This is a genomic window from Mycobacterium sp., from assembly GCF_046091765.1.
Classification (GTDB): domain Bacteria; phylum Actinomycetota; class Actinomycetes; order Mycobacteriales; family Mycobacteriaceae; genus Mycobacterium.
Window position 1 is genome coordinate 19653 of the sequence record NZ_JBJTCF010000114.1, and the last position, 22059, is coordinate 41711.

Consider the following 22059-nt stretch of genomic DNA (forward strand, 5'->3'; position numbering starts at 1 on the left):
ATGTGCCTTAGTTGAGCAGTCCGGCGGGGTTGGTGAACGCGAGCCCGAGGTCCTCGGCGACGTGCTCGTTGAGCAGCTGGCCGTCATGCGTGGACAGACCCTTTGCCAGGGCCGGGTCCTCGGAGCAGGCGCCCTGCCAGCCCTTGTCGGCCAGCGTGATCACATAGGGCATCGTCGCGTTGGTCAGCGCGTAGGTCGACGTCCGGGGAACCGCGCCCGGCATGTTGGCCACGCAGTAGAACACCGTGTCGTGGACCGTGAAGATCGGGTCGTCGTGAGTGGTCGGCCGGGAATCCTCGAAGCAACCACCCTGGTCGATGGCGATGTCGACCAGCACGGCACCCGGTTTCATCTGCGCGACAGTGGCATTGGTGACCAGTTTGGGCGCCTTGGCACCGGGCACCAGCACCGCGCCGATCACCAGATCGGCCTGCTTCACGGCGTTCTCCAGGTCCAACCGCGAGGAGTAGCGGGTCTCGATGGCCCCGCCGTACTCCGCGTCGACCTTGCGCAAGGTGTTGATGTTCAGGTCGAACACCGTGACGTGCGCGCCCATACCCCACGCGACGGCGGCCGCGTTGTCGCCGGCCATCCCGCCGCCGATCACGACGACCACGGCCGGGGCCACGCCGGGAACGCCGCCCATCAGCACGCCGCGCCCGCCCTGCGTGCGCATCAGGTGGTAGGCGCCGACGTGTGCCGAGAGGCGCCCGGCGACCTCGCTCATCGGCGCCAGCAGCGGAAGCGCGCCATCGGCCGTCTGGACCGTCTCGTACGCGATCGAGGTGATTCCCGAAGCCAGCAGCGCATCGGTGCAGGGACGGGAGGCCGCCAGGTGCAGGTAGGTGAACAGCACCTGGCCCCGGCGCAGCCGGCCGTACTCCGGTTCGATGGGCTCCTTGACCTTGAGCAGCAGATCGGCCTGTTCCCACACCTCGTCGGCGGTCCCGACGATCTTCGCCCCGGCAGAGGAGAAGTCGCCGTCGTGAATGGCCGAGCCCTCGCCCGCCCCGGACTGGACCATCACCTCATGGCCGTGGTGCACCAGCTCGGCCACCCCGGCGGGGGTGATGGCGACGCGGTACTCGTTGTTCTTGATTTCGGTGGGGACGCCGACGCGCACGATCGCTCCTCGTTTACTTCAGTGGATACCTAAGTGTGAAGAACTGTCAGCCAGAGGGCAATCGGAGTGATGAAAATTCGATATGGTTGAACCATGGCCGAAAGAAATACGGCAAGGCCCGGTCGCCTGCCGGTCTCGCCGAAGGATGTTCGGCCCGCTGACCTCGACGATGTCGACCGGCGGCTGCTGGCGGTCCTGCATGGCGATGCCCGGATCTCCAACAGTGCCCTGGCCGACGCCGTCGGCATCGCCGCGTCCACGTGCCACGGCCGGGTGCGCCGGTTGCAGGAGATGGGCGTCATCCGCGGGTTCCACGCCGACATCGACCCGGCCTCGATCGGACTGCCCCTGCAGGCGATGGTGTCGGTCAGCCTGCAGTCCGGTGCCCGCGGCAAGATCCGTACCTTCCTGCAGCACATCCGGCGCAAGCCGCAGGTGATCGACGTGTACTTCCTCGCCGGTGCGGACGACTTCATCCTGCACGTGGCCGCGCGCGACACCGATGACCTGCGGTCGTTCGTCGTCGACAATCTCAACGCCGACGCCGACGTTGCCGGAACCCAGACCTCGCTGATCTTCGAGCACCTGCGCGGCGCATCGCCACTGTAAGGACTCGCGACTACCCTCATGGCCATGCTCGCACCCATCCGCGTCGGTGTCCTGGGCGCCAAGGGAAAGGTCGGCGCCGCGATGAGCACCGCGGTGCGTGAAACCGACGACATGAGCCTGAGTGCCCAGGTCGATGCCGGCGACCCGCTCTCGTTGTTCACCGATACCGCGACCGGCGTCGTCATCGACTTCACCCACCCCGACGTCGTCATGGACAACCTGAAGTTCCTCATCGACAACGGCATTCACGCGGTCGTCGGCACCACCGGCTTCACCGAAGGACGCCTGGATCAGATCCGCACCTGGCTGGCCGCCGCACCCGCGACCGGGGTGCTGATCGCGCCGAACTTCGCGATCGGCGCGGTGCTGTCAATGTACTTCGCCCAGAAGGCCGCGCCCTACTTCGCCTCGGCCGAAGTGATCGAACTGCATCACCCGCAGAAGGCCGACGCGCCCTCGGGCACCGCGACCCGGACAGCCGAGCTGATCGCGCGGGCCCGAGAGCATCTGCCGCCCAACCCGGATGCCACCAGCACCGGGTTGCCGGGAGCGCGCGGGGCCGACGTGGACGGCATACCCGTGCACTCGGTCCGGCTGACCGGCCTGGTGGCACACCAGGAGGTGCTGTTCGGAACCCAGGGGGAGACCCTGACCATCCGGCACGACAGCCTGGACCGGACCTGCTTTGCGCCCGGGGTGCTGCTCGCGGTCCGCGAAATCGCGCGGCGGCCCGGCTTGACGCTGGGTCTCGAACCGCTGCTGGACCTGTGATTTCCCGCGTCCCGCTGCTGATCGCCTTTCTGTGCCTGGCGCTGCTGTTCTACTTCGCGATGCTGGCGCGTACCGCAGTCGCGCTGATGTCGACCGGCAGCCCCGCTGCGGTGGGGCTCGGGGTGGGCGTGCTGATCCTGCCGGTCGTGGGGTGCTGGGCTGTGATCGCGACCCTGCGTGCGGGGCTGGGGTATCAGCGGCTGGCCCGGCTGGCCGCCGAGGAGGGTGCCGAACTCGACGTCACCGGCCTGCCGCGGATGCCCTCGGGTCGCATCGATCGCGCCGCCGCCGACGCGCTGTTCGAATCGGTCCGCGCCGAACTGGACGCCGATCCGGGCAACTGGCGGCGCTGGTACCGGCTGGCCCGCGCCTATGACCACGCCGGCGATCGCCGGCGCGCGCGCGAAGCCATGCGCACCGCCGTAGGCCTGCAGGCCGCGGAGGGCCCCCGATGACCACGCTGCTGATCGTGCACCACACCCCGTCGCCGTACTGCCAGGAAATGTTCGAGGCGGTGGTCGCCGGAGCGACCGATCCGGAGATCGTGGGTGTCGACGTCCTGCGCCGGGCCGCTCTGAACGTCTCACCGGCTGAGATGCTGGGGGCCGACGGTTATCTGCTGGGAACCCCGGCGAACCTCGGCTACCTCAGCGGCGCGTTGAAGCACGCGTTCGACTGCGCCTACTACCCCCTGCTGGACAGCAGCCGCGGGCGGCCCTTCGGGGTCTACATCCACGGCAACGAAGGCACCGAGGGGGCCGAGCGCGGGCTCGCCGCGATCACCACCGGACTCGGCTGGCAGCGGGTCGCCGAGACGGTCGTGGTGTCTGGAAAGCCGGACGCTGCCGACATCGAGTCGTGCCGTAACCTCGGCGCGACCCTGGCCGCGCACCTGATGGCGGAGTCGTGAGAAAGAGGGAGTCGACAGTGAAGGCTGCGGTGTCATGACAGGGTTGGCCGATCTCGCGCTGGGAGCCGCGCCGATCGCGGGCGGAGCGCTGCTGGGCGTGGTGGCCGGCAACCTCAAGCCGCCCGACTTCCGCGGCATGATCACCTCGGACCTGGAGATGCTCGACATGCTTCCCGCCGAGGACGTGGAGCTGCGTGCTGCGCTCAAGGCCAGCATCGACCGGCGGATCCGGGACCTCATCGACGGCACCGAAAAGAGCCGCCAACTGCGTGAGATCGCCGCCTCGTATCAGGGCAACTGGCGTGACGCGGTGCTGTTCATCTGCGCGGTGCTGTTCACCGTCATCTGGTGGAACATCCCGCACAGTCGCTCCAACTGGCTGGTGATGTTCGTTTTCCTGATCGCGTTGACCGCCGTCGTCGGGCTGTACGCCTCGCGCGGGGTGATCCGCGCACTGCGGGCGCGCAGAAGCCGAACGGGGCCTCAGCCCGAGAGGTGAGCGGCCAGGAAATCCTCGGTCGCGCGCCAATGCCGTTCGGCCGCTTGCGGGTCGTAGGGCGCGTTGTCGGGCACTGCGAAACCGTGCGCCGCCGGATACCACTCGATGACATGCTCGACACCCGCGGCGGTGAGAGCGGCGTCGAGAATCCCGGACTGATCAGGAGTGTAGGAGGGGTCGTTCTCGGCCGCTCCGACGTAGATCGCCGCCTGCATCTGGCCGGCCAGCAGGTGCGGGCTGTCCGCGTCGTCGGTGACCAGGCCGCCGCCGTGGAAGGACATCGCCGCCGCGACCCGGTGCGGGACCCGGCCGGCGACCACCAGCGAGGTCCGGCCGCCCATGCAGTACCCGGTGAGCCCGAACCGCTCGCCGGCGACCTCGGGACGGCCCGTCAGGTAGTCGAAGAAGACCCGGGCGTCGGTGTCCATCACCGCCGGCGTGATCGCCTTCATCATCCGGAACAGCCGGGCGCGCTCGGCATCGTCGGCGAACACTCCCGCCATGTCGAACGGGGCCCAGTCGCCCTCCCGGTAGTAGACGTCGGGCACCAGAACCGCGTATCCCAGCGCGGCCAGCCTGTTGGCCATGCGCGTGATCGCCGGTCGGGCACCCCCGGCGTCGGGATACATGACCACGCCCGGCCAGGGTCCGGGACCCTCCGGCAGTGCCAGGAGGACCGGACAGCGGCCCTCGGGGGAGGTGATCGCGTCGGCGAGGGTGGGCATGGCGTCGTTTCTACCCGAACCCGCGGTCGTAAGCTGATCGGCGTGCCCCCTGCCGGCTCCGTCCCCACGCCCTACGAGGACCTGCTGCGACTCGTGCTGGAGCGGGGCACCCCGAAATCCGACCGCACCGGAACCGGGACGCGCAGCCTGTTCGGGCACCAGATGCGCTACGACCTCTCAGCCGGGTTCCCGCTGATCACCACTAAGAAGGTGCACCTGAAGTCGGTGGTCTACGAACTGCTGTGGTTTTTGCGCGGCGACTCCAACGTCGAGTGGCTGCAACGCCACGGCGTGAGCATCTGGGACGAATGGGCCTCTCCCACCGGCGATCTCGGCCCCATCTACGGGGTGCAGTGGCGATCCTGGCCCACCCCCTCCGGCGAGCACGTCGATCAGATCAGCGCCGCTCTGGAGTTGCTGCGCACCGACCCGGACTCGCGGCGCATCATCGTCTCGGCGTGGAACGTCGGCGAACTGGACCGGATGGCGCTGGCGCCCTGCCACGCGTTCTTCCAGTTCTACGTCGCCGACGGGCGGCTGAGCTGCCAGCTCTACCAGCGCAGCGCGGACATGTTCCTCGGGGTGCCCTTCAACATCGCCAGCTACGCGCTGCTCACCCACATGATGGCCGCCCAAGCCGGCCTCGCTGTCGGGGAATTCGTCTGGACCGGCGGCGACTGCCACATCTACGACAATCACCGTGAGCAGGTCACCGAGCAGCTCCGCCGCGAACCCCGACCGTACCCGGAACTTGTTCTGGCACAGCGTGACTCGATCTTCGACTATGTCTTCGAAGATGTCGAGGTACGAAACTACAATCCGCATCCGGCGATCAAGGCGCCTGTCGCCGTCTAGGGAGTTCCATGACGGTCGGCCTGATCTGGGCCCAGTCCACCTCCGGGGTGATCGGGCGCGACGGTGGTATCCCGTGGCAGCTGCCCGAGGACCTGGCCCGGTTCAAGGCCATCACCCTGGGGCATACGGTCGTGATGGGCCGGCGGACCTGGGAGTCGCTGCCGCCGCGGGTCCGCCCGCTGCCGGGCCGGCGCAATGTCGTGCTCTCCCGCGCCCCCGGCTATCGCGCCGACGGCGCGGAGGTGGTCGATTCCCTGGACGTCGCGCTTGCCGACCGGCCGGTCTGGGTCGCCGGCGGGGCCGAGGTCTACCACCTGGCGATGCCTACCGCGACGCGCTGCGAAGTGACCGAGGTGCAGATCGACCTGCACCTGCAGGACGAGGACGTGCTGGCCCCTGTCCTGGACGAGTCGTGGATCGGGACCTCGGGTCCCTGGTGCGAGGGCCGGTCCGGGCTGCGCTACCGCTTTCACAGCTACCGTCGGGCATGACCCGGCTGACCGCCGTCCAGGCCCGCCGGATCGCCGTCGCCGCCCAGGGTTTCGCCGCGGCGCGACCCTCCCGGCCGGTGAGCAGGGCGGATCTGCGCCGGTTGATCGGCCGGATCGGGGTGCTGCAGTTGGACTCGGTGTCGGTGGCGGTCCGCGCCCACTACGCGCCGGTGTTCAGCCGTCTGGGACCCTACGACCGAGGCATCCTCGACGCCGCGGCCTGGGCGCACAGCGCCCGTGCGCCCCGGTTGCTGATCGAGTACTGGGCGCACGAGGCCGCGCTGATGGCCGTCGCGGACTGGCCGCTGCTGCGTTGGCGGATGCGCGAGTACGTCCACGGCCGCTGGGCAGTGGAGACCGTGCGGGGCAACCCGCGGCTCGTCGATGCCGTGCTGGCGGCGGTTGCCGAACTCGGGCCGTCAACGGCCGGGCAGATCGAGGCGCATCTGGATGCAGGGTCGCGCCGCGGGCGGGGCGTGTGGTGGAACCGCAGCGAGACCAAGTGGGTTGCCGAGGCGCTGTTCGCCGCCGGGGTGCTGGCCACCGCGCACCGGGCCGGGTTCGCGCGTCACTACGACCTCGCCGAGCGCGTCCTGCCCGCCGAGGTTCTGGCCCGCCGTGTCGATGAGGCTGAAGCCGTGCGTGAACTGGCCCTGCGGGCCGCCACCGCGCTGGGAGTCGCCACCGAAGCCGACATCCGCGACTACTACCGGCTGCGCCCGGCGCAGACCTCCGCCGCGCTGGCGGCCCTGGTCGGTGCGGGCGAGCTGAACCCGGTGCAGGTGGCCGGCTGGTCGGCACCGGCCTACCTGCGGGCGGGACAGCCGGTGCCCCGCGCCGACCGGGGCACCGCGTTGCTCTGCCCGTTCGACCCGCTGATCTTCTGTCGGCCCCGGGTTCGTCGGCTGTTCGGGTTCGACTACCGCATCGAGATCTACACCCCGGCGGCCAAGCGCAGGTTCGGCTACTACGTGTGGCCGTTCCTGCACGACGGCGAGCTCGTCGCGCGCGTCGACCTCAAGGCCGACCGGACATCCGGTGTCTTGCGCGTTCCCGGCGCGTTCGCCGAGCCCGGCCGGGACAGGGCCGAGGTGGCTGCCGCGCTGGGAAGCGAGCTGGCCGCCATGGCCGGCTGGCTGGGGCTGGACGACGTGGTGGTCGAGGAACGCGGCGATCTTTACCGGGAGCTTCGCGCCAGCGTTGCGGCGCGGTGATCAACAGATCCCGGTCCCGGAGCGCCTGGGCCATCGCCGCTGAGCGACCGGTGGCCGAACCGGGGCCGGCATTAAGGTAGCCGGGTGGCTCAGAGCGCCCCGCTGCAGGTTCACCTCATCGCCCGGACCGAGTTCCTCGCACCGCCGGACGTGCCCTGGGAGACCGACGCCGACGGCGGCCAGGCACTCCTCGAGTTCGCCGGCCGGGCGTGCTACCAGAGTTGGTCCAAACCCAATCCGCGCACCGCGACCAACGCCGCCTACCTGTCTCACATCATCGAGGTCGGACACCTCTCGGTACTCGAGCACGCGACCGTCTCGCTCTACATCACCGGGGTGTCGCGGTCGTGTACGCACGAACTGATCCGCCACCGGCACTTCTCCTATTCCCAGCTGTCCCAGCGCTACGTGCCCGAGAACGACGCGCGGATCGTGGTGCCGCCGGGGATCGACGACGATCCCGAGTTGCGGGACATCCTGCTCGCGGCCGCCGACGCCAGCCGGACGACCTACCTGGAACTGCTGGCCAAGCTCGAAGCCAAGTTCACCGGCCAGTCCGCCGGCCCGGCCGTGCTGCGACGCAAGCAGGCCCGCCAGGCAGCCCGTGCCGTGCTGCCCAACGACACCGAGACCCGCATCGTGGTGACGGGAAACTACCGGGCCTGGCGGCACTTCATCGCCGTGCGCGCCAGCGAGCACGCCGACACCGAGATCCGCCGGCTGGCCGTCGCCTGTCTGCGGGAACTCAGCGCGGTCGCCCCGGCGGTGTTCGCCGACTTCCAGATCACCGTCCTGCAGGACGGCAGCGAGGTGGCGACCAGCCCGCTCGCTACGGAGACCTAGCGCTGGGCGGGTAACCTAAGAGCCCGTGAGCGGCAGCGGCTTCGACGCGGGCGCCCGACTGGGATCGGTGCTGACCGCGATGGTCACCCCCTTCACGGCGGACGGCACGCTCGACCTCGCCGCGGCTGCCCGGTTGGCCGGGCATTTGGTCGACGCCGGCTGTGACGGGCTGGTGCTGTCGGGGACCACCGGGGAGTCGCCGACCACGACCGACACCGAGAAGCTCGCGCTGCTCGGGGCGGTTCTGCAGGCCGTCGGCGACCGGGCCCGTGTCATCGCCGGCGCGGGCACCTACGACACCGCGCACAGCGTGCGGATGGCCTCCGCCTGCGCGGCCGAGGGCGCCCACGGCTTACTGGTGGTGACTCCCTATTACTCCCGCCCGCCGCAGAGCGGACTGGTGGCGCACTTCAACGCGGTCGCCGACGCAACCGCGCTGCCGGTGGTGCTCTACGACATCCCGCCGCGCTCGGTGGTGCCGATCGCCTGGGACAGCCTCCGCACCCTGGCGCGCCACCCCAACATCGTGGCGGTCAAGGATGCCAAGGGCGATCTGCACGGCGCCGCACAGGTGATGGCCGAGACCGGACTGGCGTACTACTCCGGCGACGATGCGCTCAACCTCCCGTGGCTGGCGGTGGGGGCAACCGGATTCATCAGCGTCTGGGGCCATCTGGCCGCCGGTCAGCTGCGCGACATGCTGGTCGCCTTCACCTCGGGCGACCTTGCGACCGCCCGCAAGATCAGTCTGGGGCTCAGCCCGCTCAACGCCGCCCAGGAGCGACTGGGCGGGGTCACCTTCGCCAAGGCCGGGCTGCGGCTGCAGGGGTTCGAGGTCGGTGATCCCCGGCTGCCGCAGATGCCGGTCACCGGTGAGCAACTCGACGAACTCGCGGCCGACCTGCGGGCGTCGGCCGTGCTGCGATGACGCACCACCAGCTCGACGCGCCTGCTCCGCTCGCGCTCGGCGCGTTGCGGGTGACCGCTTTGGGCGGAGTCGGCGAAATCGGCCGGAACATGACCGTTTTCGAGCACCTCGGCCGGCTGCTCATCGTCGACTGCGGAGTTCTCTTCCCCGGCCACGACGAGCCGGGTGTCGATCTGATCCTGCCGGACCTGCGACACATCTCCGACCGACTCGACGACGTCGAGGCGCTGGTGCTGACCCACGCCCACGAGGACCACATCGGGGCGATTCCGTTCCTGCTCAAACTGCGCGCGGACATCCCGGTGGTCGGATCGCGATTCACCCTGGCCCTGGTGGCGGCCAAGTGCCGCGAACACCGGATCAATCCCCGGTTCGTCGAAGTCGCCGAGGGTCAGCGCAGCACGCACGGGGCGTTCGAGTGCCAGTACTTCGCCGTCAACCACTCCATCCCCGACGCGCTGGCCGTCGCCATTCACACCGGCGCCGGCACGGTTCTGCACACCGGAGACATCAAGCTCGACCAGCTTCCGCTCGACGGCCGCCCGACCGACCTGCCCGGCATGTCGCGGCTGGGTGACGCCGGGGTGGACCTGTTCCTGTGCGACTCGACGAACGCGGAAATCCCCGGAGTGGGTCCGTCGGAGAGCGAGATCGGACCCAATCTGCACAGGCTCATCCGCGGCGCTGACGGCCAGCGGGTCATCGTCGCGTGCTTCTCCTCCAACATCGACCGCGTCCAGCAGATCGTCGATGCGGCAGTCGCTTTGGGCCGCCGGGTGTCCTTCGTGGGCCGCTCGATGGTGCGCAACATCGCGATCGCCCGAGAGCTCGGATTCCTGCGGGTCGACCCGAGAGACGTCATCGACATCGCGGCCGCCGAGAAGATGGCCCCCGATCGGCTGGTGCTGATCACCACCGGAACCCAGGGCGAGCCGCTGTCGGCGTTGTCACGGATGGCCCGAGGTGAACATCGCAGCATCAGCATCACCCCGGACGACCTGATCATCCTGTCGTCCTCACTGATTCCCGGAAACGAGGAGGCCGTCTACGGGGTCATCGACGCGCTCTCGAAGGTCGGGGCCCGGGTGGTGACCAACCAGCAGGTGCGCGTGCATGTTTCCGGTCACGCCTATGCCGGGGAGCTGCTTTTCCTCTACAACGGGGTCCGGCCGAAGAACGTGATGCCCGTGCACGGCACCTGGCGGCATCTGCGGGCCAACTCGAAGCTGGCGATGCGCTCCGGCGTGCCGCAGGAGAGCGTGCTGCTCGCCGAGAACGGCGTGAGTGTGGACCTGATGGCCGGAAAGGCGGTCATCTCGGGTGCGGTACCGGTGGGCAAGATGTTCGTCGACGGACTCATCGTCGGCGACGTCGGAGACTCCACACTCGGCGAACGGCTGGTCCTCAGTTCGGGTTTCGTCGCCGTCACCGTCGTGGTCCGCCGGGGCACCGGGCGGGTGGCCGCGCCGCCGCATCTGCACTCGCGCGGCTTCTCCGACGATCCCAAGGCCCTCGAACCCGCGCTGCGCAAGGTCGAGCAGGAATTGGAGTCCCTGGCCGCCGAGCAGATCACCGATCCGGTGCGGATCGCCCAGGCGGTGCGGCGCGCGGTCGGCAAGTGGGTCGGAGAGACCTACCGGCGGCAGCCGATGATCGTGCCGACCGTGCTCGAGGTCTAGAGCAGCCGGCCCTTGGCCGGGTCACCGGCCGGGATGGGTTCGAGCATCCGGATCTCCGGAGTGCCGTCGAGGTGCCCGCCGATGGCGGCGAACAGCTCCGCCACGGCCGGGGCCCGGCTGTGCGCGGTCAGCGCGTCGGCGTCAGCCCACTGCTCGATGAACACCAGCGCGTTGTCGGTGCGGTGCAGGGAGTACAGCTGGCAGCCGGGTTCGTCGTGGACCGCGGCAACCGCCTTGACGCAGGCGGCTTCGACCGTCTCCAGCGACTCCGGCTTGACGGTGAACGAAGCGATCACCACGACGGGCATCGGCAGCTCCTTGCGCCAGTGGTCCTGTGTACCGGCTCAACGGTAGGCCATGATGGGCACCATGCAGTCCGAGGATGACAACAACCGGGATCCGGCCCGCACGTCATTGTTCATGACCGTGCTGATGACGCCGGACATGGCCAACTTCTCCGGCAACGTACACGGAGGCACGCTGCTGAAAATGCTCGACCAGGTGGCCTACTCGTGCGCCAGCCGCTACGCCGGCACCTACGTCGTCACCCTGTCGGTGGACCGGGTGCTCTTCCGGGACGCCATCAAAGTGGGGGAACTGGTGTCGTTTTCGGCGTCGGTCAACTACACCGGACGGACGTCACTGGAGGTGGGCATCCGGGTCGACACCGAGAACATCCGGGACGGCACACACCGGCACACCAACAGTTCCTACTTCACGATGGTGGCCGTCGACGACACCGGAGCTCCGGTGCCGGTACCGCCGTTGACCCCGACCACGCCCGCCGAGCGCGAGCGCTACGAGGCGGCCGCGGCGCGCCGTGCCGCCCTGCGGGCCGCGTTCTCGGATTGATTGCGTTCTGGCAACGGCGCGCCGGGCGACCGGTGTTGCCTATGGTGCCAATGGGGCGGATGCGATTAACCTTGCCGCCATGGCGAACAAGGTGGCCGCTCGCTCAAGCGCGCGTACGACCAGGGCAAAAAGCCCAGCAAAGAGCCCCGCGAAGGGCCCCGCAAAGAGCAGCCGGACCGCGAAGCGGCGCAGTCCGGCCAAGACCCCGGCCAACTCCACCTTCGCCGCCGCGGCGGCCGCCGGCGCCAAAACCGCCCGGTCGACCTGGCTGCTGTTGGCCCGCAGCGCCGGATCCACGGCCCGATCGGTGGGCCGGGCCCGCGATCTGGAGCCGGGCCACCGCCGGGACGGCGTCGCCCTGGGGCTGCTGGCGCTGGCCGTCGTCATCGCCGGAGCCTGCTGGCTCGACGCCGCGAGACCGGTCGGCGCCTGGATCGACTCGTCACTGCGGGGGCTGATCGGCGGCGGCGTCCTGGTGCTGCCCCTGGTGATCGCCGCGGTCGCGGTGATACTGATGCGCACCGAACCCAACGCGCAGTCCCGCCCCCGCCTCGTGCTGGGCACCGCGATGGTCGGCCTGCCGGTACTGGGGCTCTGGCACCTGTGGTCGGGGTCGCCCGCCGACCCCGCCGGTCGCGCACGGGCCGGCGGATTCGCCGGTTTCGTCATCGGCGGACCGCTGTCGGACGGGCTGACGGCCTGGATCGCCACACCGCTGCTGATCCTCGCGGTCGCCTTCGGGGTCCTGCTGGTCACCGGCACCACGATCCGTGATCTGCCCGCGACGCTCTACCGCGTCTTCGGCACGCGCTACCGGAGATACGCCGATTACGCCGACGGTGCCGACGGTGCCGACGGTGCCGACGGGGCCGACGGGGCCGGCGGTACCGGGTATGCGCAGGGTGCCGACCCGGACCCGGCCGCACCCGCCGACGACTTCGCCGACGGGTACTACGACGATCCGCGTTACAGCGCCGACGAACCGGCGGCCTGGCCGGGCGCGCCGCGACCCGGTGGCACGCCGTTCGACAACTACCCACTCGACCCTGCCGTCGTCGCCACCGATCCGATTCCGGGTCCGATTCCGGGCGCGCCGCGGCGCAAACGCCGCGCGGCACCCGGTCGCACGGCGAAGCCGGTCGAGCGCAGTGTCGACGGCTCCTACTCGCTGCCCCCGCTGGATCTGCTCATCGTGGGTGACCCGCCGAAGCGGCGAAGCTCTGCCAACGACCAGATGGTGGAGGCGATCTCAACGGTGCTCGGGCAGTTCAAGGTCGACGCCGCGGTGACCGGGTGCACCCGCGGGCCGACCGTCACCCGGTACGAGGTGGAACTGGGCCCCGGGGTGAAGGTGGAGAAGATCACCGCCCTGCAGCGCAACATCGCCTACGCCGTCGCGACCGAGAGCGTGCGCATGCTCGCGCCGATCCCGGGCAAGTCCGCCGTCGGAATCGAGGTGCCCAACACCGACCGGGAGATGGTGCGCCTGGCCGACGTGCTGACCGCGCCGTCCACCCGCCGCGACCACCATCCCCTGGTGATCGGACTGGGCAAGGACATCGAGGGCGACTTCATCTCGGCGAATCTGGCCAAGATGCCGCATCTGCTCGTGGCCGGCTCCACCGGGTCGGGCAAGTCCAGCTTCGTGAACTCGATGCTGATCTCGCTGCTGGCCCGGGCGACCCCCGACGAGGTGCGGATGATCCTCATCGACCCCAAGATGGTGGAACTGACCCCGTACGAGGGCATTCCGCACCTGATCACCCCGATCATCACCCAGCCGAAGAAGGCCGCGGCGGCGCTGACGTGGCTGGTGGAGGAGATGGAGCAGCGCTACCAGGACATGCAGGCCTCCCGGGTGCGCCACATCGACGACTTCAACGCCAAGCTGCGCTCCGGTGCCATCACCACGCCGCTGGGCAGCGAGCGCGAGTACCGGCCCTATCCCTACATCGTCGCGATCGTCGACGAGCTGGCCGACCTGATGATGACCGCACCGCGCGATGTCGAGGACGCCATCGTGCGGATCACCCAGAAGGCCCGCGCGGCGGGCATCCACCTGGTGCTGGCCACCCAGCGCCCCTCGGTGGACGTGGTCACCGGCCTGATCAAGACCAACGTGCCGTCCCGGCTGGCGTTCGCGACGTCGTCGCTGACCGACAGCCGGGTCATCCTCGACCAGCCGGGCGCGGAGAAGCTGATCGGGATGGGCGATGCGCTGTTCCTGCCGATGGGTTCCAACAAGACGATCCGGCTGCAGGGTGCCTTCATCACCGACGACGAGATCCACGCCGTGGTCGCGGCCTGCAAGGACCAGGCCTCCCCGGAGTACACCGAGGGCGTCACCACCGCGAAGACCAGCGGCGAGCGCGCCGAGCTCGACCCGGACATCGGCGACGACATGGACCTGTTCCTGCAAGCCGTCGAACTCGTGGTGTCCAGCCAGTTCGGCTCCACCTCGATGCTTCAGCGCAAGCTGCGCGTCGGGTTCGCCAAGGCGGGCCGGCTGATGGACCTGATGGAGACCCGCGGCATCGTGGGGCCCTCGGAGGGCTCCAAGGCCCGCGATGTCCTGGTCAAGCCGGACGAACTGGCCGCGACGCTGGCGGCGATCCGCGGCGCCGGCTGACGCCGGCTCAGAGCACCAGCAGCATGCGGGTGTTGCCGAGGATGTTCGGCTTGACGTAGCTCAGATCGAGGAACTCCGCCACGCCGATGTCGTAGGAGCGGCACATCTCCTCGTAGACCTCGGCGGTGACCGGGGTGCCGTCGATCTCGGCGAATCCGTGCCGGCCGAAGAACTCGGTCTCGAAGGTCAGCACGAACAGCCGCTGCAGGTTCAGTTCGCGGGCGACCTCCAGCAACCGGTCGACCAGCGCGTGCCCGATGCCGCGGCCCTTGACCCGCGGGTCGACCGCGACGGTGCGCACCTCGCCGAGGTCGGACCACAGCACGTGCAGGGCGCCGCAGCCGACGACGCCGTCGTCGAGCTCGGCCACCCAGAACTCCTGGATCGCCTCGTAGAGCGTCACGAGGTTCTTCTCCAGCAGGATCCGGCCGGCATAGGTGTCCACCAGCCGCTTGATCTCCGGCACGTCCGACGTGCGGGCGCGCCGGATGACCAGGCCGGGCACACCGTTCACGGCGCAACCCTATCGCCGCCGCCGCGGCCGCGGGCCTGCCGATATCCTGATCGCCGTGCCGGGCCAACCCCCTCCCTCGCCCCAGGTGCCTCGCGTGGGGGTGGCCAATATCGCCAACGCGCTCACCGGGCTGCGGCTGGTCCTGGTCCCGGTCTTCCTGCTGTTCCTGTTCGCCGGCGACGGTCACCAGACCGGCAGCCGGGTGACCGCGTTCGTCGTGTTCGCCGTCGCGGTGATCACCGACCGGCTGGACGGCAAGCTTGCCCGCAGCTACGGGCTGGTCACCGAGTTCGGCAAACTGGCCGATCCGATCGCCGACAAGATGCTCATCGGCGCGGCGCTGATCGGCCTGTCGATGCTGGGCGATCTGCCGTGGTGGGTGACGGTGGTCATCCTGGTCCGCGAACTGGGGGTGACCCTGCTGCGATTCGCCGTGCTCAGCCGGGGGGTGATCCCGGCCAGCCGGGGCGGCAAGCTCAAGACCCTCGCGCAGTCGATCGCCATCGGGCTGTTCATCCTGCCGCTGTACGACTGGCCCGGCCCCTGGCCGGTGGTGGCCTGGACGGCCATGGGCGTGGCCATCGCGCTGACCGTCCTCACCGGCCTCGACTACCTGATCTCCGCCGTCAGGGGGGCGCGGGGGACCTGGTAGGCACCGGGAGAGCACCGGCGGGAACCAAATCCCGGGTCGCGGCGTTGGCCTCTCAAAGGAGGAACCGATCTCATGACGATTTTGCTGCGGGAAGTGATCGGCGACACGCTGCGTCGTGCGCGCACGTCCCAGGGGCGCACCCTGCGGGAGGTCTCCGACTCCGCACGGGTCAGCCTGGGCTACCTCTCCGAGGTGGAGCGCGGCCGCAAGGAGGCGTCCAGTGAGCTGCTCAGCTCCATCTGTTTCGCGCTGGATGTCCCCATGTCACGGGTGCTGTCCGAGGCAAGCACCCAGATGGCGCTTCGCGAGCGTGACGGCCGGGTGATCGTCCATCCGGCTGCCGTAGCCGTCGCCTGAGCCGGTCGACCGGCTGTGGTGGGGCCCCGGAACCGATAAATTGGGGCACGAATCCAAAGCGGACTTCAAGACGGCACTCGACTCGAAGGCGGGGCAAGCAGATGGCCAATCCGTTCGTCAAGGCGTGGAAGTACCTGATGGCGCTGTTCAGCTCGAAGGTCGATGAGTACGCCGACCCCAAAGTGCAGATCCAGCAGGCCATCGAGGACGCCCAGCGCCAGCACCAGGCCCTGACCCAGCAGGCCGCCCAGGTCATCGGCAACCAGCGCCAGCTGGAGATGCGGCTCAACCGCCAGCTGGCCGACATCGAGAAGCTGCAGGCCAACGTCCGACAGGCGCTGACCCTGGCCGACCAGGCCACCGCGGCCGGCGATGCCACCAAGGCGACCGAGTACACCAACGCCGCCGAGGCCTTCGCCGCCCAACTGGTCACCGCAGAGCAGAGCGTCGAGGACCTCAAGGCCCTGCACGATCAGGCCCTCGGCGCCGCCCAGCAGGCCAAGAAGGCGGTCGAGCAGAACGCGATGGTGCTCCAGCAGAAGATCGCCGAACGCACCAAGCTGCTCAGCCAACTCGAGCAGGCCAAGATGCAGGAGCAGGTCAGCGCCTCGCTGCGGTCGATGAGCGAGATCGCCGCGCCGGGCACCACGCCCAACCTCGATGAGGTCCGCGAGAAGATCGAGCGGCGCTACGCCAACGCGATGGGCGCCACCGAACTGGCGCAGAACTCGGTCCAGGGCCGGATGATGGAAGTGCAACAGGCCAGCGTGCAGATGGCCGGCCACTCCCGGCTCGAGCAGATCCGGGCGTCCATGCGGGGCGAGGCGCTGCCGGCGGGCGGCGCGGCCGCTCCGACGACACCGGCCACCCCGGCCAGTAGGCCCGAGCCCGAGCAGCCGCTCGGCCAGTAGTCCGGCAGGGGGACGAAGGTGAGCGCTCGACCGGGCCGGTCCCGTTCGATGCTGCAGCGCGGGATCGATGCGCTCTCCGAGTACGCCGACGTCGCGGCGCAGAAGCTCAGCGCCGTCTCCGATCCGCGGGCCCGACTGTTGCGCAAGCGCCGCTGGTCACTGCGACTCGGCGTGTTCTTCACGTTCGCCACGGCGTTCTGGGTGTTCGTCACCGGGTTGCTGGCGGTGTGGAGCACGCCGGTGTGGGCCTTGCTGATCACCGGCCTGATCGCGGCCGGTGCGGCGGTACCCGCGACACTGTTGCTGTTGCGCTACCGGTGGCTTCGCGGCGAACCCCTGCCACCGCAGCGGGAGGTGAGCGGCCACCGGCTCCCGCCGCCGGGATCGGTCGCCCGGCCGCCGATGTCGGCACTGGCCGCATCCGAACGCGGCCTGCACTCACTGCTGGGCGTGCTGCAGCGGGGCCGGATGCTGCCCGACGAGGAGATCGGCGAGTTGACCGCGGCGGCGGGCCGGTCCGCGGCGGCCATGGCGGCCACCGCAGCCCAGGTCGTCTCGATGGAGCAGGCGGTCGTGTCGGCTCCGGATTCGCGGGAATACCTGACGGCGACCATCAACGCCTTCACGGCCCAGTTGAACAGCGGTGTCCGGCAGTACAGCGACATGGTCAGTGCCGCAGCGCAGTTGGTGTCGACGGCCAACGCTGAACCTCACCCGGCCAATCCGATCTCACAGCAGCGCAGTCGAGCCGAACTCAGTGATGCCACCGACCGGTTGCTCGGGTGGGCCCAGGCCTTCGACGAGCTGGGCCAACTCAGGTAGCGGCTACAGCGTGGGTCTCAGCGCCGGGACGACGGCGCCGAGCAGACCGCGCGCCAGCGCCTTGGTCATGTCCCACACGTCGAAGTAGTCGCGCCACAGCGTGATCCGGCCGTCGCGCACCTCGAACACCCCGCACACCCAGAACTGCAGGCGAACCGGGCCGACGATCAGTACGTCGGTGCGTTCGGTGAGCACCGAGGCCCCGTTGACCGCGATACGGTGGGTCTTCGCCTCGAATCCGACCCGACCCTGCATCCCGCGGAAGAGTTTGGTCGCCCGCGCGCGTCCGTGAATGGTCGGGAAGCCGACGTTCTCGTACACCAGGTTCTCGTCGAGAACCTCGCCGGCGCCGTCGGCGTCCTGGTTCTGCAGTGCTGTCAGAAGGATTTCGACGGTATGGGCGTTGTCGATCTCTGAGCTTACGTTCGTGGTCTGCTCGGTCATGTCCGTCAGCCTAGACCCGGCTCCGAGCGGCTGTGGCAGGGTGAATCCGATGCGGATCGCTGTGGTCGCCGGGCCGGAACCCGGACACGCCTTCCCGGCGATCGCGCTGTGTTTGCGGTTCCTCGATGCCGGAGACGAGCCGGTGCTGCTGACCGGGACCGCCTGGCTACAGACCGCCCGGGCGGCCGGGGTGCAGGCCGTCGAATTGCTGGGACTGGATCCCGAGGAGTCCGACGACGATGCCGACGCCGGTGCCAAGATCCACCACCGGGCAGCGCGGATGGCTGAACTGAATATGACCGTGCTGCAGCGGCTTTCGCCTGATTTGGTGGTCTCCGACGAAATCACGGTGTGCGGTGGGATGGCGGCTGAGCACCTGGGTGTGCCGTGGGTGGAACTCAGTCCGCACCCGCTCTACCTGCCTTCGAAGGGGCTGCCGCCGGTGGGCAGCGGGCTGGCACCGGGCGTCGGGATAACCGGGCGGCTGCGCGATTCGGCGCTGCGGGCGATGACCGCCCGTTCGCTGCGGGTCGGGCGGCGCCAGCGCTCGGCGGCGCGTCGCCGGATCGGGCTGAGCGCTCGCGACCCGGGACCGCGCCGCCGGCTCATCGCCACCCTGCCCGCCCTCGAGGTCGCCCGGCCGGACTGGCCGGCCGAGGCCGTCATCGTCGGTCCGTTGCACTTCGAGCCCACCTCGGCGGTGCTGCCGGTGCCGCCGGGGTCCGGCCCGCTGATCGTGGTCGCGCCGTCGACGGCCGGTACCGGCGCGGCCGGGGTGGCCGAGTTGGCCCTGGGCACTCTGATCCCGGGGCGCAGTCTGCCGGACGGTGCCCGCGTTGCGGTGTCGCGGCTCGACGGGCAGCGCCGTGAAACACCGGTGCCCCCGTGGGCGGCCGTCGGGCTGGGGCGCCAGGATCACCTGCTGGCCGGGGCCGACGTGGTGATCTGCGGCGGTGGGCACGGGATGTTGACCAAGGCGCTGCTGGCCGGGGTGCCGGCGGTGGTGGTTCCCGGCGGGGGAGATCAGTGGGAGCTCGCCAACCGGGCGGCCCGGCAGGGCTGCGCGCGGCTGATCCGGCCACTGACCGCCGAGGCGCTGATCGGTGCGGTCGGCGAGGTGCTGTCCGGCCCGTCCTATCGGCGGGCCGCCCGGCTGGCGGGGGAGAGTGCCGTCGGGGTCGCCGATCCGGTCCAGGTGTGCCGGCAGGCCGCTCGCTAAGCTCGGCCGGGTGCGGCTGACGCAGTTTCATGAGCTCGTCGACGCGCAGTTCGGCCCCGTTCGCGGCGCATCGCTGCTGGTCGACCACGTGCTGACGCGGTTCGGCGGGCGCACCGCCGCACAGGCCATCGCCGACGGCGTCGAGCCGCGCGACGTGTGGTGGGCGCTGTGCGCCGACTTCGACGTGCCCCGCGATCAGTGGTAGCCGGGGGCTGACGACACGCGCGCGGCGTGCCTCCTTGCCATCGAACACATGTTCGTTATTGTGGCCTGGTCCGGTCAATCGGGTTTGTCGGTAGCCCCCGCTAGCGTCGCGGCCAACTGACCAACCCGGTCACCCAACAATCCGGACACCGGAGAACGGAGAAGCCCCATGGCCCAGCAAGCCACCGACCGCGAGAAGGCCCTCGAACTCGCGCTCACGCAGATCGAGAAGAATCACGGCAAGGGCGCGGTGATGCGCCTGGGCGACGAGGTCCGAGCGCCCATCTCGGTCATCCCGACCGGCTCCATCGCCCTGGACGTGGCGCTGGGCATCGGCGGCCTGCCGCGCGGCCGCATCATCGAGATCTACGGTCCGGAGTCCTCCGGCAAGACCACCGTCGCCCTGCACGCGGTGGCCAACGCCCAGGCCGCCGGCGGCATCGCGGCGTTCATCGACGCCGAGCACGCCCTGGACCCGGAGTACGCCAAGAGCCTGGGTGTGGACACCGACTCGCTGCTGGTCAGCCAGCCCGACACCGGCGAGCAGGCGCTGGAGATCGCCGACATGCTGGTGCGCTCCGGGGCGATCGACATCCTGGTCATCGACTCGGTGGCCGCGCTGGTGCCGCGCGCCGAGATCGAGGGCGAGATGGGTGACAGCCACGTCGGCCTGCAGGCCCGCCTGATGAGCCAGGCGCTGCGCAAGATGACCGGCGCACTGAGCAACTCGGGCACCACGGCGATCTTCATCAACCAGTTGCGCGAGAAGATCGGTGTGATGTTCGGGTGCTTCAACTACAGCACCCGGGTGCAGCTGGCCGACGGCACCACCGAGAAAATTGGCAGAATCGTCAACCAGAGAATGGATGTCGAGGTGCTCTCCTACGACTCGACCGCCGATCGGATCGTGCCGCGCAAGGTTGTCAACTGGTTCAACAACGGACCGGCTGAGCAGTTCTTGCAATTCACCGTTGAGAAGTCGGGCGGCAACGGCAAGTCGCAGTTCGCCGCGACACCGAATCACCTCATTCGCACCCCGGGAGGGTGGAGCGAGGCCGGTGACCTGACTGCCGGTGACCGGGTGATGGCGGCCGAGCCGCATTTGCTCAGTGATCAGCAGTTCCAGGTTGTCCTCGGTTCGTTGATGGGTGACGGGAATCTGTCCCCGAACCGCCGCGATCGCAATGGCGTTCGTTTCCGCCTGGGGCACGGCGCCAAGCAGGTCGACTATCTGCAGTGGAAGACCGCCCTGTTGGGCAACATCGCGCATTCGGTACACGAAAACGACAAGGGCGCAAGGTTTGTCGACTTTACTCCGCTGCCAGAGCTGGCTGAGTTGCAGCGAGCGGTGTACCTCGGTGACGGCAAGAAGTTCCTCTCCGAGGACTATCTCAAGGCGCTCACCCCGCTGGCATTGGCGATCTGGTACATGGATGACGGCTCCTTCGCAGTGCGGTCCAAGGGGTCGCAACGGCGTACCTCAGGGGGAAGTGGGCGCATCGAGATCTGCGTGGAGGCGATGACCGGGGGCTCACAGGTACGCCTCCGCGACTACCTGCGCGACACCCATGGTCTGGATGTCCGTCTGCGTCAGTCGGGCGCCGCAGGCAAGGCCGTGTTGGTGTTCTCCACTGCCGCCTCGGCGAAGTTCCAGGAGCTCGTGGCACCGTGCATGGCTCCGTCGATGGAATACAAGCTGCTGCCGAGATTCCAGGGTAAGGGTGCGGTGACGCCGCAGTTCGCCGATCCCGCTCAGCGACTGGTGCCGGCAAGAATTCTCGATATTCGCGTCAAGCCGCACACCCGGTCGATGAACCGGTTCGACATTGAGGTTGAGGGCAACCACAACTACTTTGTCGATGGTGTCATGGTGCACAACTCACCCGAAACCACAACCGGCGGCAAGGCGTTGAAGTTCTACGCCTCGGTCCGCCTGGATGTGCGCCGGATCGAGACGCTCAAGGACGGTACCGACGCGGTGGGCAACCGCACCCGCGTCAAGGTGGTCAAGAACAAGGTCTCGCCGCCGTTCAAGCAGGCCGAGTTCGACATCCTCTACGGCAAGGGCATCTCCCGTGAGGGCTCGCTCATCGACATGGGTGTCGACCAGGGCTTCATCCGCAAGTCCGGGTCGTGGTTCACCTACGAGGGTGAGCAACTGGGGCAGGGCAAGGAGAACGCCCGCACCTTCCTGATGGAGAATCCCGACACCGCCAACGAGATCGAGAAGAGGATCAAGGAGAAGCTCGGGGTCGGCGCGGTACTGACCAATGAGGTCGCCGTCGATGACGTCCTGCCCGCTCCCGTCGACTTCTGAGGCTCGCGAGGAGCAGGCGCATGCGTTATGCCTGCGCCTGCTCACCGCGAGGGCGCGCACCCGCGCCGAACTCACCGGGGCGCTGGCCAAGCGCGGCTACCCCGACGACGTCGCCCAAAGGGTGCTGAGCCGGCTTGCCCGGGTCGGGCTGGTCGACGACGGTGAGTTCGCGGCCCAGTGGGTGCGCTCTCGGGCCCGTGCCGCCAAGGGAAAGCGGGCGCTGGCCGCAGAGCTTCGCACCAAGGGTGTCGGCGACGAGGAGATCGCCTCAGCTCTCGAGGATCTGAGCCCGGGCGCTGAACGCGGGCGCGCCGAACAACTCGTCGAGCGGAAGCTGCGCCGCGAGCCGCTCGCGGACGCCGACGACGCCAAGGTGATGCGCAGACTCGTGGGCATGCTCGCCCGCCGCGGCTACAGCCAGAGTCTGGCGCTCGCCGTGGTCAGCGAGGGACTGCGTGCCGAGCGGGAGCGCCGGCGGGTCTAACATCCGC

General features: G+C 69.3%; 26 protein-coding genes. 21 read left to right on the forward strand and 5 right to left on the reverse strand.

Features of this window, described 5'->3' with window-relative positions:
- Positions 1–7: 7 nt before the first annotated feature.
- Positions 8–1123, reverse strand: a complete 1116-nt coding sequence (ald, locus tag ACKOB8_RS12625; protein ID WP_526377727.1) for an alanine dehydrogenase — start codon at positions 1121–1123, stop codon at positions 8–10.
- 93 nt (positions 1124–1216) lie between these two features.
- Between ald and aldR the strand changes: the two genes are divergently transcribed.
- From aldR to ACKOB8_RS12650, 5 genes are read left to right on the forward strand one after another with little or no spacing between them, the layout of a single operon-like run.
- Complete coding sequence (gene aldR, locus ACKOB8_RS12630; RefSeq protein WP_526377729.1) at positions 1217–1732, forward strand: HTH-type transcriptional regulator AldR; 516 nt, start codon at positions 1217–1219, stop codon at positions 1730–1732.
- A 36-nt stretch (positions 1733–1768) separates the two neighbouring features.
- Positions 1769–2503: a 4-hydroxy-tetrahydrodipicolinate reductase gene (gene dapB, locus ACKOB8_RS12635; protein WP_526377826.1), complete on the forward strand. Its 735-nt coding sequence runs from the start codon at positions 1769–1771 to the stop codon at positions 2501–2503.
- Positions 2500–2958 (forward strand): hypothetical protein, encoded by a 459-nt coding sequence (locus tag ACKOB8_RS12640; RefSeq protein ID WP_526377731.1) that lies wholly within the window; start codon positions 2500–2502, stop codon positions 2956–2958. Before dapB ends, ACKOB8_RS12640 begins: the two co-directional genes overlap by 4 nt.
- Positions 2955–3413, forward strand: coding sequence for a flavodoxin family protein (locus tag ACKOB8_RS12645; protein ID WP_526377733.1), 459 nt, complete (start codon positions 2955–2957; stop codon positions 3411–3413). The genes ACKOB8_RS12640 and ACKOB8_RS12645 overlap by 4 nt, the downstream gene beginning before the upstream one ends.
- 34 nt (positions 3414–3447) lie before the next feature.
- Positions 3448–3912, forward strand: coding sequence for a hypothetical protein (locus ACKOB8_RS12650; protein ID WP_526377735.1), 465 nt, complete (start codon positions 3448–3450; stop codon positions 3910–3912).
- Here the strand turns inward: ACKOB8_RS12650 and ACKOB8_RS12655 are convergent.
- A complete protein-coding gene (locus tag ACKOB8_RS12655; RefSeq protein ID WP_526377737.1) occupies positions 3897–4637 on the reverse strand; it encodes a dienelactone hydrolase family protein in 741 nt (246 codons plus the stop codon). The genes ACKOB8_RS12650 and ACKOB8_RS12655 overlap by 16 nt on opposite strands.
- A gap of 42 nt (positions 4638–4679) precedes the next feature.
- On the opposite strand from ACKOB8_RS12655, the gene ACKOB8_RS12660 reads away from it, so the two are divergent.
- The 6 genes from ACKOB8_RS12660 to ACKOB8_RS12685 all read left to right on the forward strand — a co-directional run bounded on the left by ACKOB8_RS12660 (position 4680) and on the right by ACKOB8_RS12685 (position 10647).
- A complete protein-coding gene (locus tag ACKOB8_RS12660) occupies positions 4680–5492 on the forward strand; it encodes a thymidylate synthase (protein WP_526377739.1) in 813 nt (270 codons plus the stop codon).
- 8 nt (positions 5493–5500) lie between these two features.
- On the forward strand, positions 5501–5983 hold the full coding sequence (locus ACKOB8_RS12665) for a dihydrofolate reductase (RefSeq protein ID WP_526377741.1): 483 nt from the start codon (positions 5501–5503) through the stop codon (positions 5981–5983).
- A complete protein-coding gene (locus tag ACKOB8_RS12670; RefSeq protein ID WP_526377743.1) occupies positions 5980–7197 on the forward strand; it encodes a winged helix-turn-helix domain-containing protein in 1218 nt (405 codons plus the stop codon). Before ACKOB8_RS12665 ends, ACKOB8_RS12670 begins: the two co-directional genes overlap by 4 nt.
- An 84-nt stretch (positions 7198–7281) precedes the next feature.
- Positions 7282–8040, forward strand: a complete 759-nt coding sequence (thyX, locus tag ACKOB8_RS12675) for an FAD-dependent thymidylate synthase (RefSeq protein ID WP_526377745.1) — start codon at positions 7282–7284, stop codon at positions 8038–8040.
- A 25-nt stretch (positions 8041–8065) separates the two neighbouring features.
- A complete protein-coding gene (dapA, locus tag ACKOB8_RS12680) occupies positions 8066–8968 on the forward strand; it encodes a 4-hydroxy-tetrahydrodipicolinate synthase (RefSeq protein ID WP_526377747.1) in 903 nt (300 codons plus the stop codon).
- Complete coding sequence (locus ACKOB8_RS12685; RefSeq protein WP_526377749.1) at positions 8965–10647, forward strand: ribonuclease J; 1683 nt, start codon at positions 8965–8967, stop codon at positions 10645–10647. The genes dapA and ACKOB8_RS12685 overlap by 4 nt, the downstream gene beginning before the upstream one ends.
- Here the strand turns inward: ACKOB8_RS12685 and ACKOB8_RS12690 are convergent.
- On the reverse strand, positions 10644–10955 hold the full coding sequence (locus ACKOB8_RS12690) for a putative quinol monooxygenase (protein WP_526377751.1): 312 nt from the start codon (positions 10953–10955) through the stop codon (positions 10644–10646). The genes ACKOB8_RS12685 and ACKOB8_RS12690 overlap by 4 nt on opposite strands.
- 61 nt (positions 10956–11016) lie before the next feature.
- On the opposite strand from ACKOB8_RS12690, the gene ACKOB8_RS12695 reads away from it, so the two are divergent.
- A complete protein-coding gene (locus ACKOB8_RS12695) occupies positions 11017–11499 on the forward strand; it encodes an acyl-CoA thioesterase (protein WP_526377753.1) in 483 nt (160 codons plus the stop codon).
- A 79-nt stretch (positions 11500–11578) separates the two neighbouring features.
- Entirely contained in the window at positions 11579–14128 is a 2550-nt protein-coding gene (locus ACKOB8_RS12700; RefSeq protein ID WP_526377755.1) for a DNA translocase FtsK 4TM domain-containing protein, read from the forward strand.
- 7 nt (positions 14129–14135) lie between these two features.
- Here ACKOB8_RS12700 and ACKOB8_RS12705 read toward each other — a convergent pair whose 3' ends face one another.
- Positions 14136–14642 carry an amino-acid N-acetyltransferase gene (locus ACKOB8_RS12705; protein ID WP_526377757.1) on the reverse strand — a complete coding sequence of 169 codons (507 nt, stop codon included), beginning with the start codon at positions 14640–14642 and terminating at the stop codon, positions 14136–14138.
- 55 nt (positions 14643–14697) lie between these two features.
- On the opposite strand from ACKOB8_RS12705, the gene pgsA reads away from it, so the two are divergent.
- From pgsA to pspM, 4 genes are all read left to right on the forward strand, one after another.
- Positions 14698–15294, forward strand: a complete 597-nt coding sequence (pgsA, locus tag ACKOB8_RS12710; protein ID WP_526377759.1) for a CDP-diacylglycerol--glycerol-3-phosphate 3-phosphatidyltransferase — start codon at positions 14698–14700, stop codon at positions 15292–15294.
- 72 nt (positions 15295–15366) lie between these two features.
- Positions 15367–15651 carry a helix-turn-helix domain-containing protein gene (locus ACKOB8_RS12715; protein ID WP_526377761.1) on the forward strand — a complete coding sequence of 95 codons (285 nt, stop codon included), beginning with the start codon at positions 15367–15369 and terminating at the stop codon, positions 15649–15651.
- A gap of 101 nt (positions 15652–15752) precedes the next feature.
- Complete coding sequence (gene pspA / locus ACKOB8_RS12720; protein WP_526377763.1) at positions 15753–16562, forward strand: phage shock protein PspA; 810 nt, start codon at positions 15753–15755, stop codon at positions 16560–16562.
- Between the two features lie 48 nt (positions 16563–16610).
- The gene (gene pspM / locus ACKOB8_RS12725; RefSeq protein ID WP_526377828.1) at positions 16611–17384 is read left to right on the forward strand and encodes a phage shock envelope stress response protein PspM; all 774 of its coding nucleotides are present in this window, start codon (positions 16611–16613) and stop codon (positions 17382–17384) included.
- Positions 17385–17387: 3 nt separating this feature from the next.
- Here the strand turns inward: pspM and ACKOB8_RS12730 are convergent, their stop codons facing one another.
- Entirely contained in the window at positions 17388–17828 is a 441-nt protein-coding gene (locus tag ACKOB8_RS12730) for a limonene-1,2-epoxide hydrolase family protein (RefSeq protein ID WP_526377765.1), read from the reverse strand.
- A 49-nt stretch (positions 17829–17877) separates the two neighbouring features.
- Between ACKOB8_RS12730 and ACKOB8_RS12735 the strand changes: the two genes are divergently transcribed.
- The 4 genes from ACKOB8_RS12735 to recX all read left to right on the forward strand — a co-directional run bounded on the left by ACKOB8_RS12735 (position 17878) and on the right by recX (position 22052).
- Positions 17878–19047, forward strand: coding sequence for a glycosyltransferase (locus ACKOB8_RS12735; RefSeq protein ID WP_526377767.1), 1170 nt, complete (start codon positions 17878–17880; stop codon positions 19045–19047).
- Between the two features lie 10 nt (positions 19048–19057).
- A complete protein-coding gene (locus tag ACKOB8_RS12740; RefSeq protein WP_526377769.1) occupies positions 19058–19252 on the forward strand; it encodes a DUF3046 domain-containing protein in 195 nt (64 codons plus the stop codon).
- Positions 19253–19420: 168 nt separating this feature from the next.
- The gene (gene recA / locus ACKOB8_RS12745; RefSeq protein WP_526377771.1) at positions 19421–21568 is read left to right on the forward strand and encodes an intein-containing recombinase RecA; all 2148 of its coding nucleotides are present in this window, start codon (positions 19421–19423) and stop codon (positions 21566–21568) included.
- Complete coding sequence (recX, locus tag ACKOB8_RS12750) at positions 21537–22052, forward strand: recombination regulator RecX (protein ID WP_526377773.1); 516 nt, start codon at positions 21537–21539, stop codon at positions 22050–22052. Before recA ends, recX begins: the two co-directional genes overlap by 32 nt.
- Positions 22053–22059 lie beyond the last annotated feature (7 nt).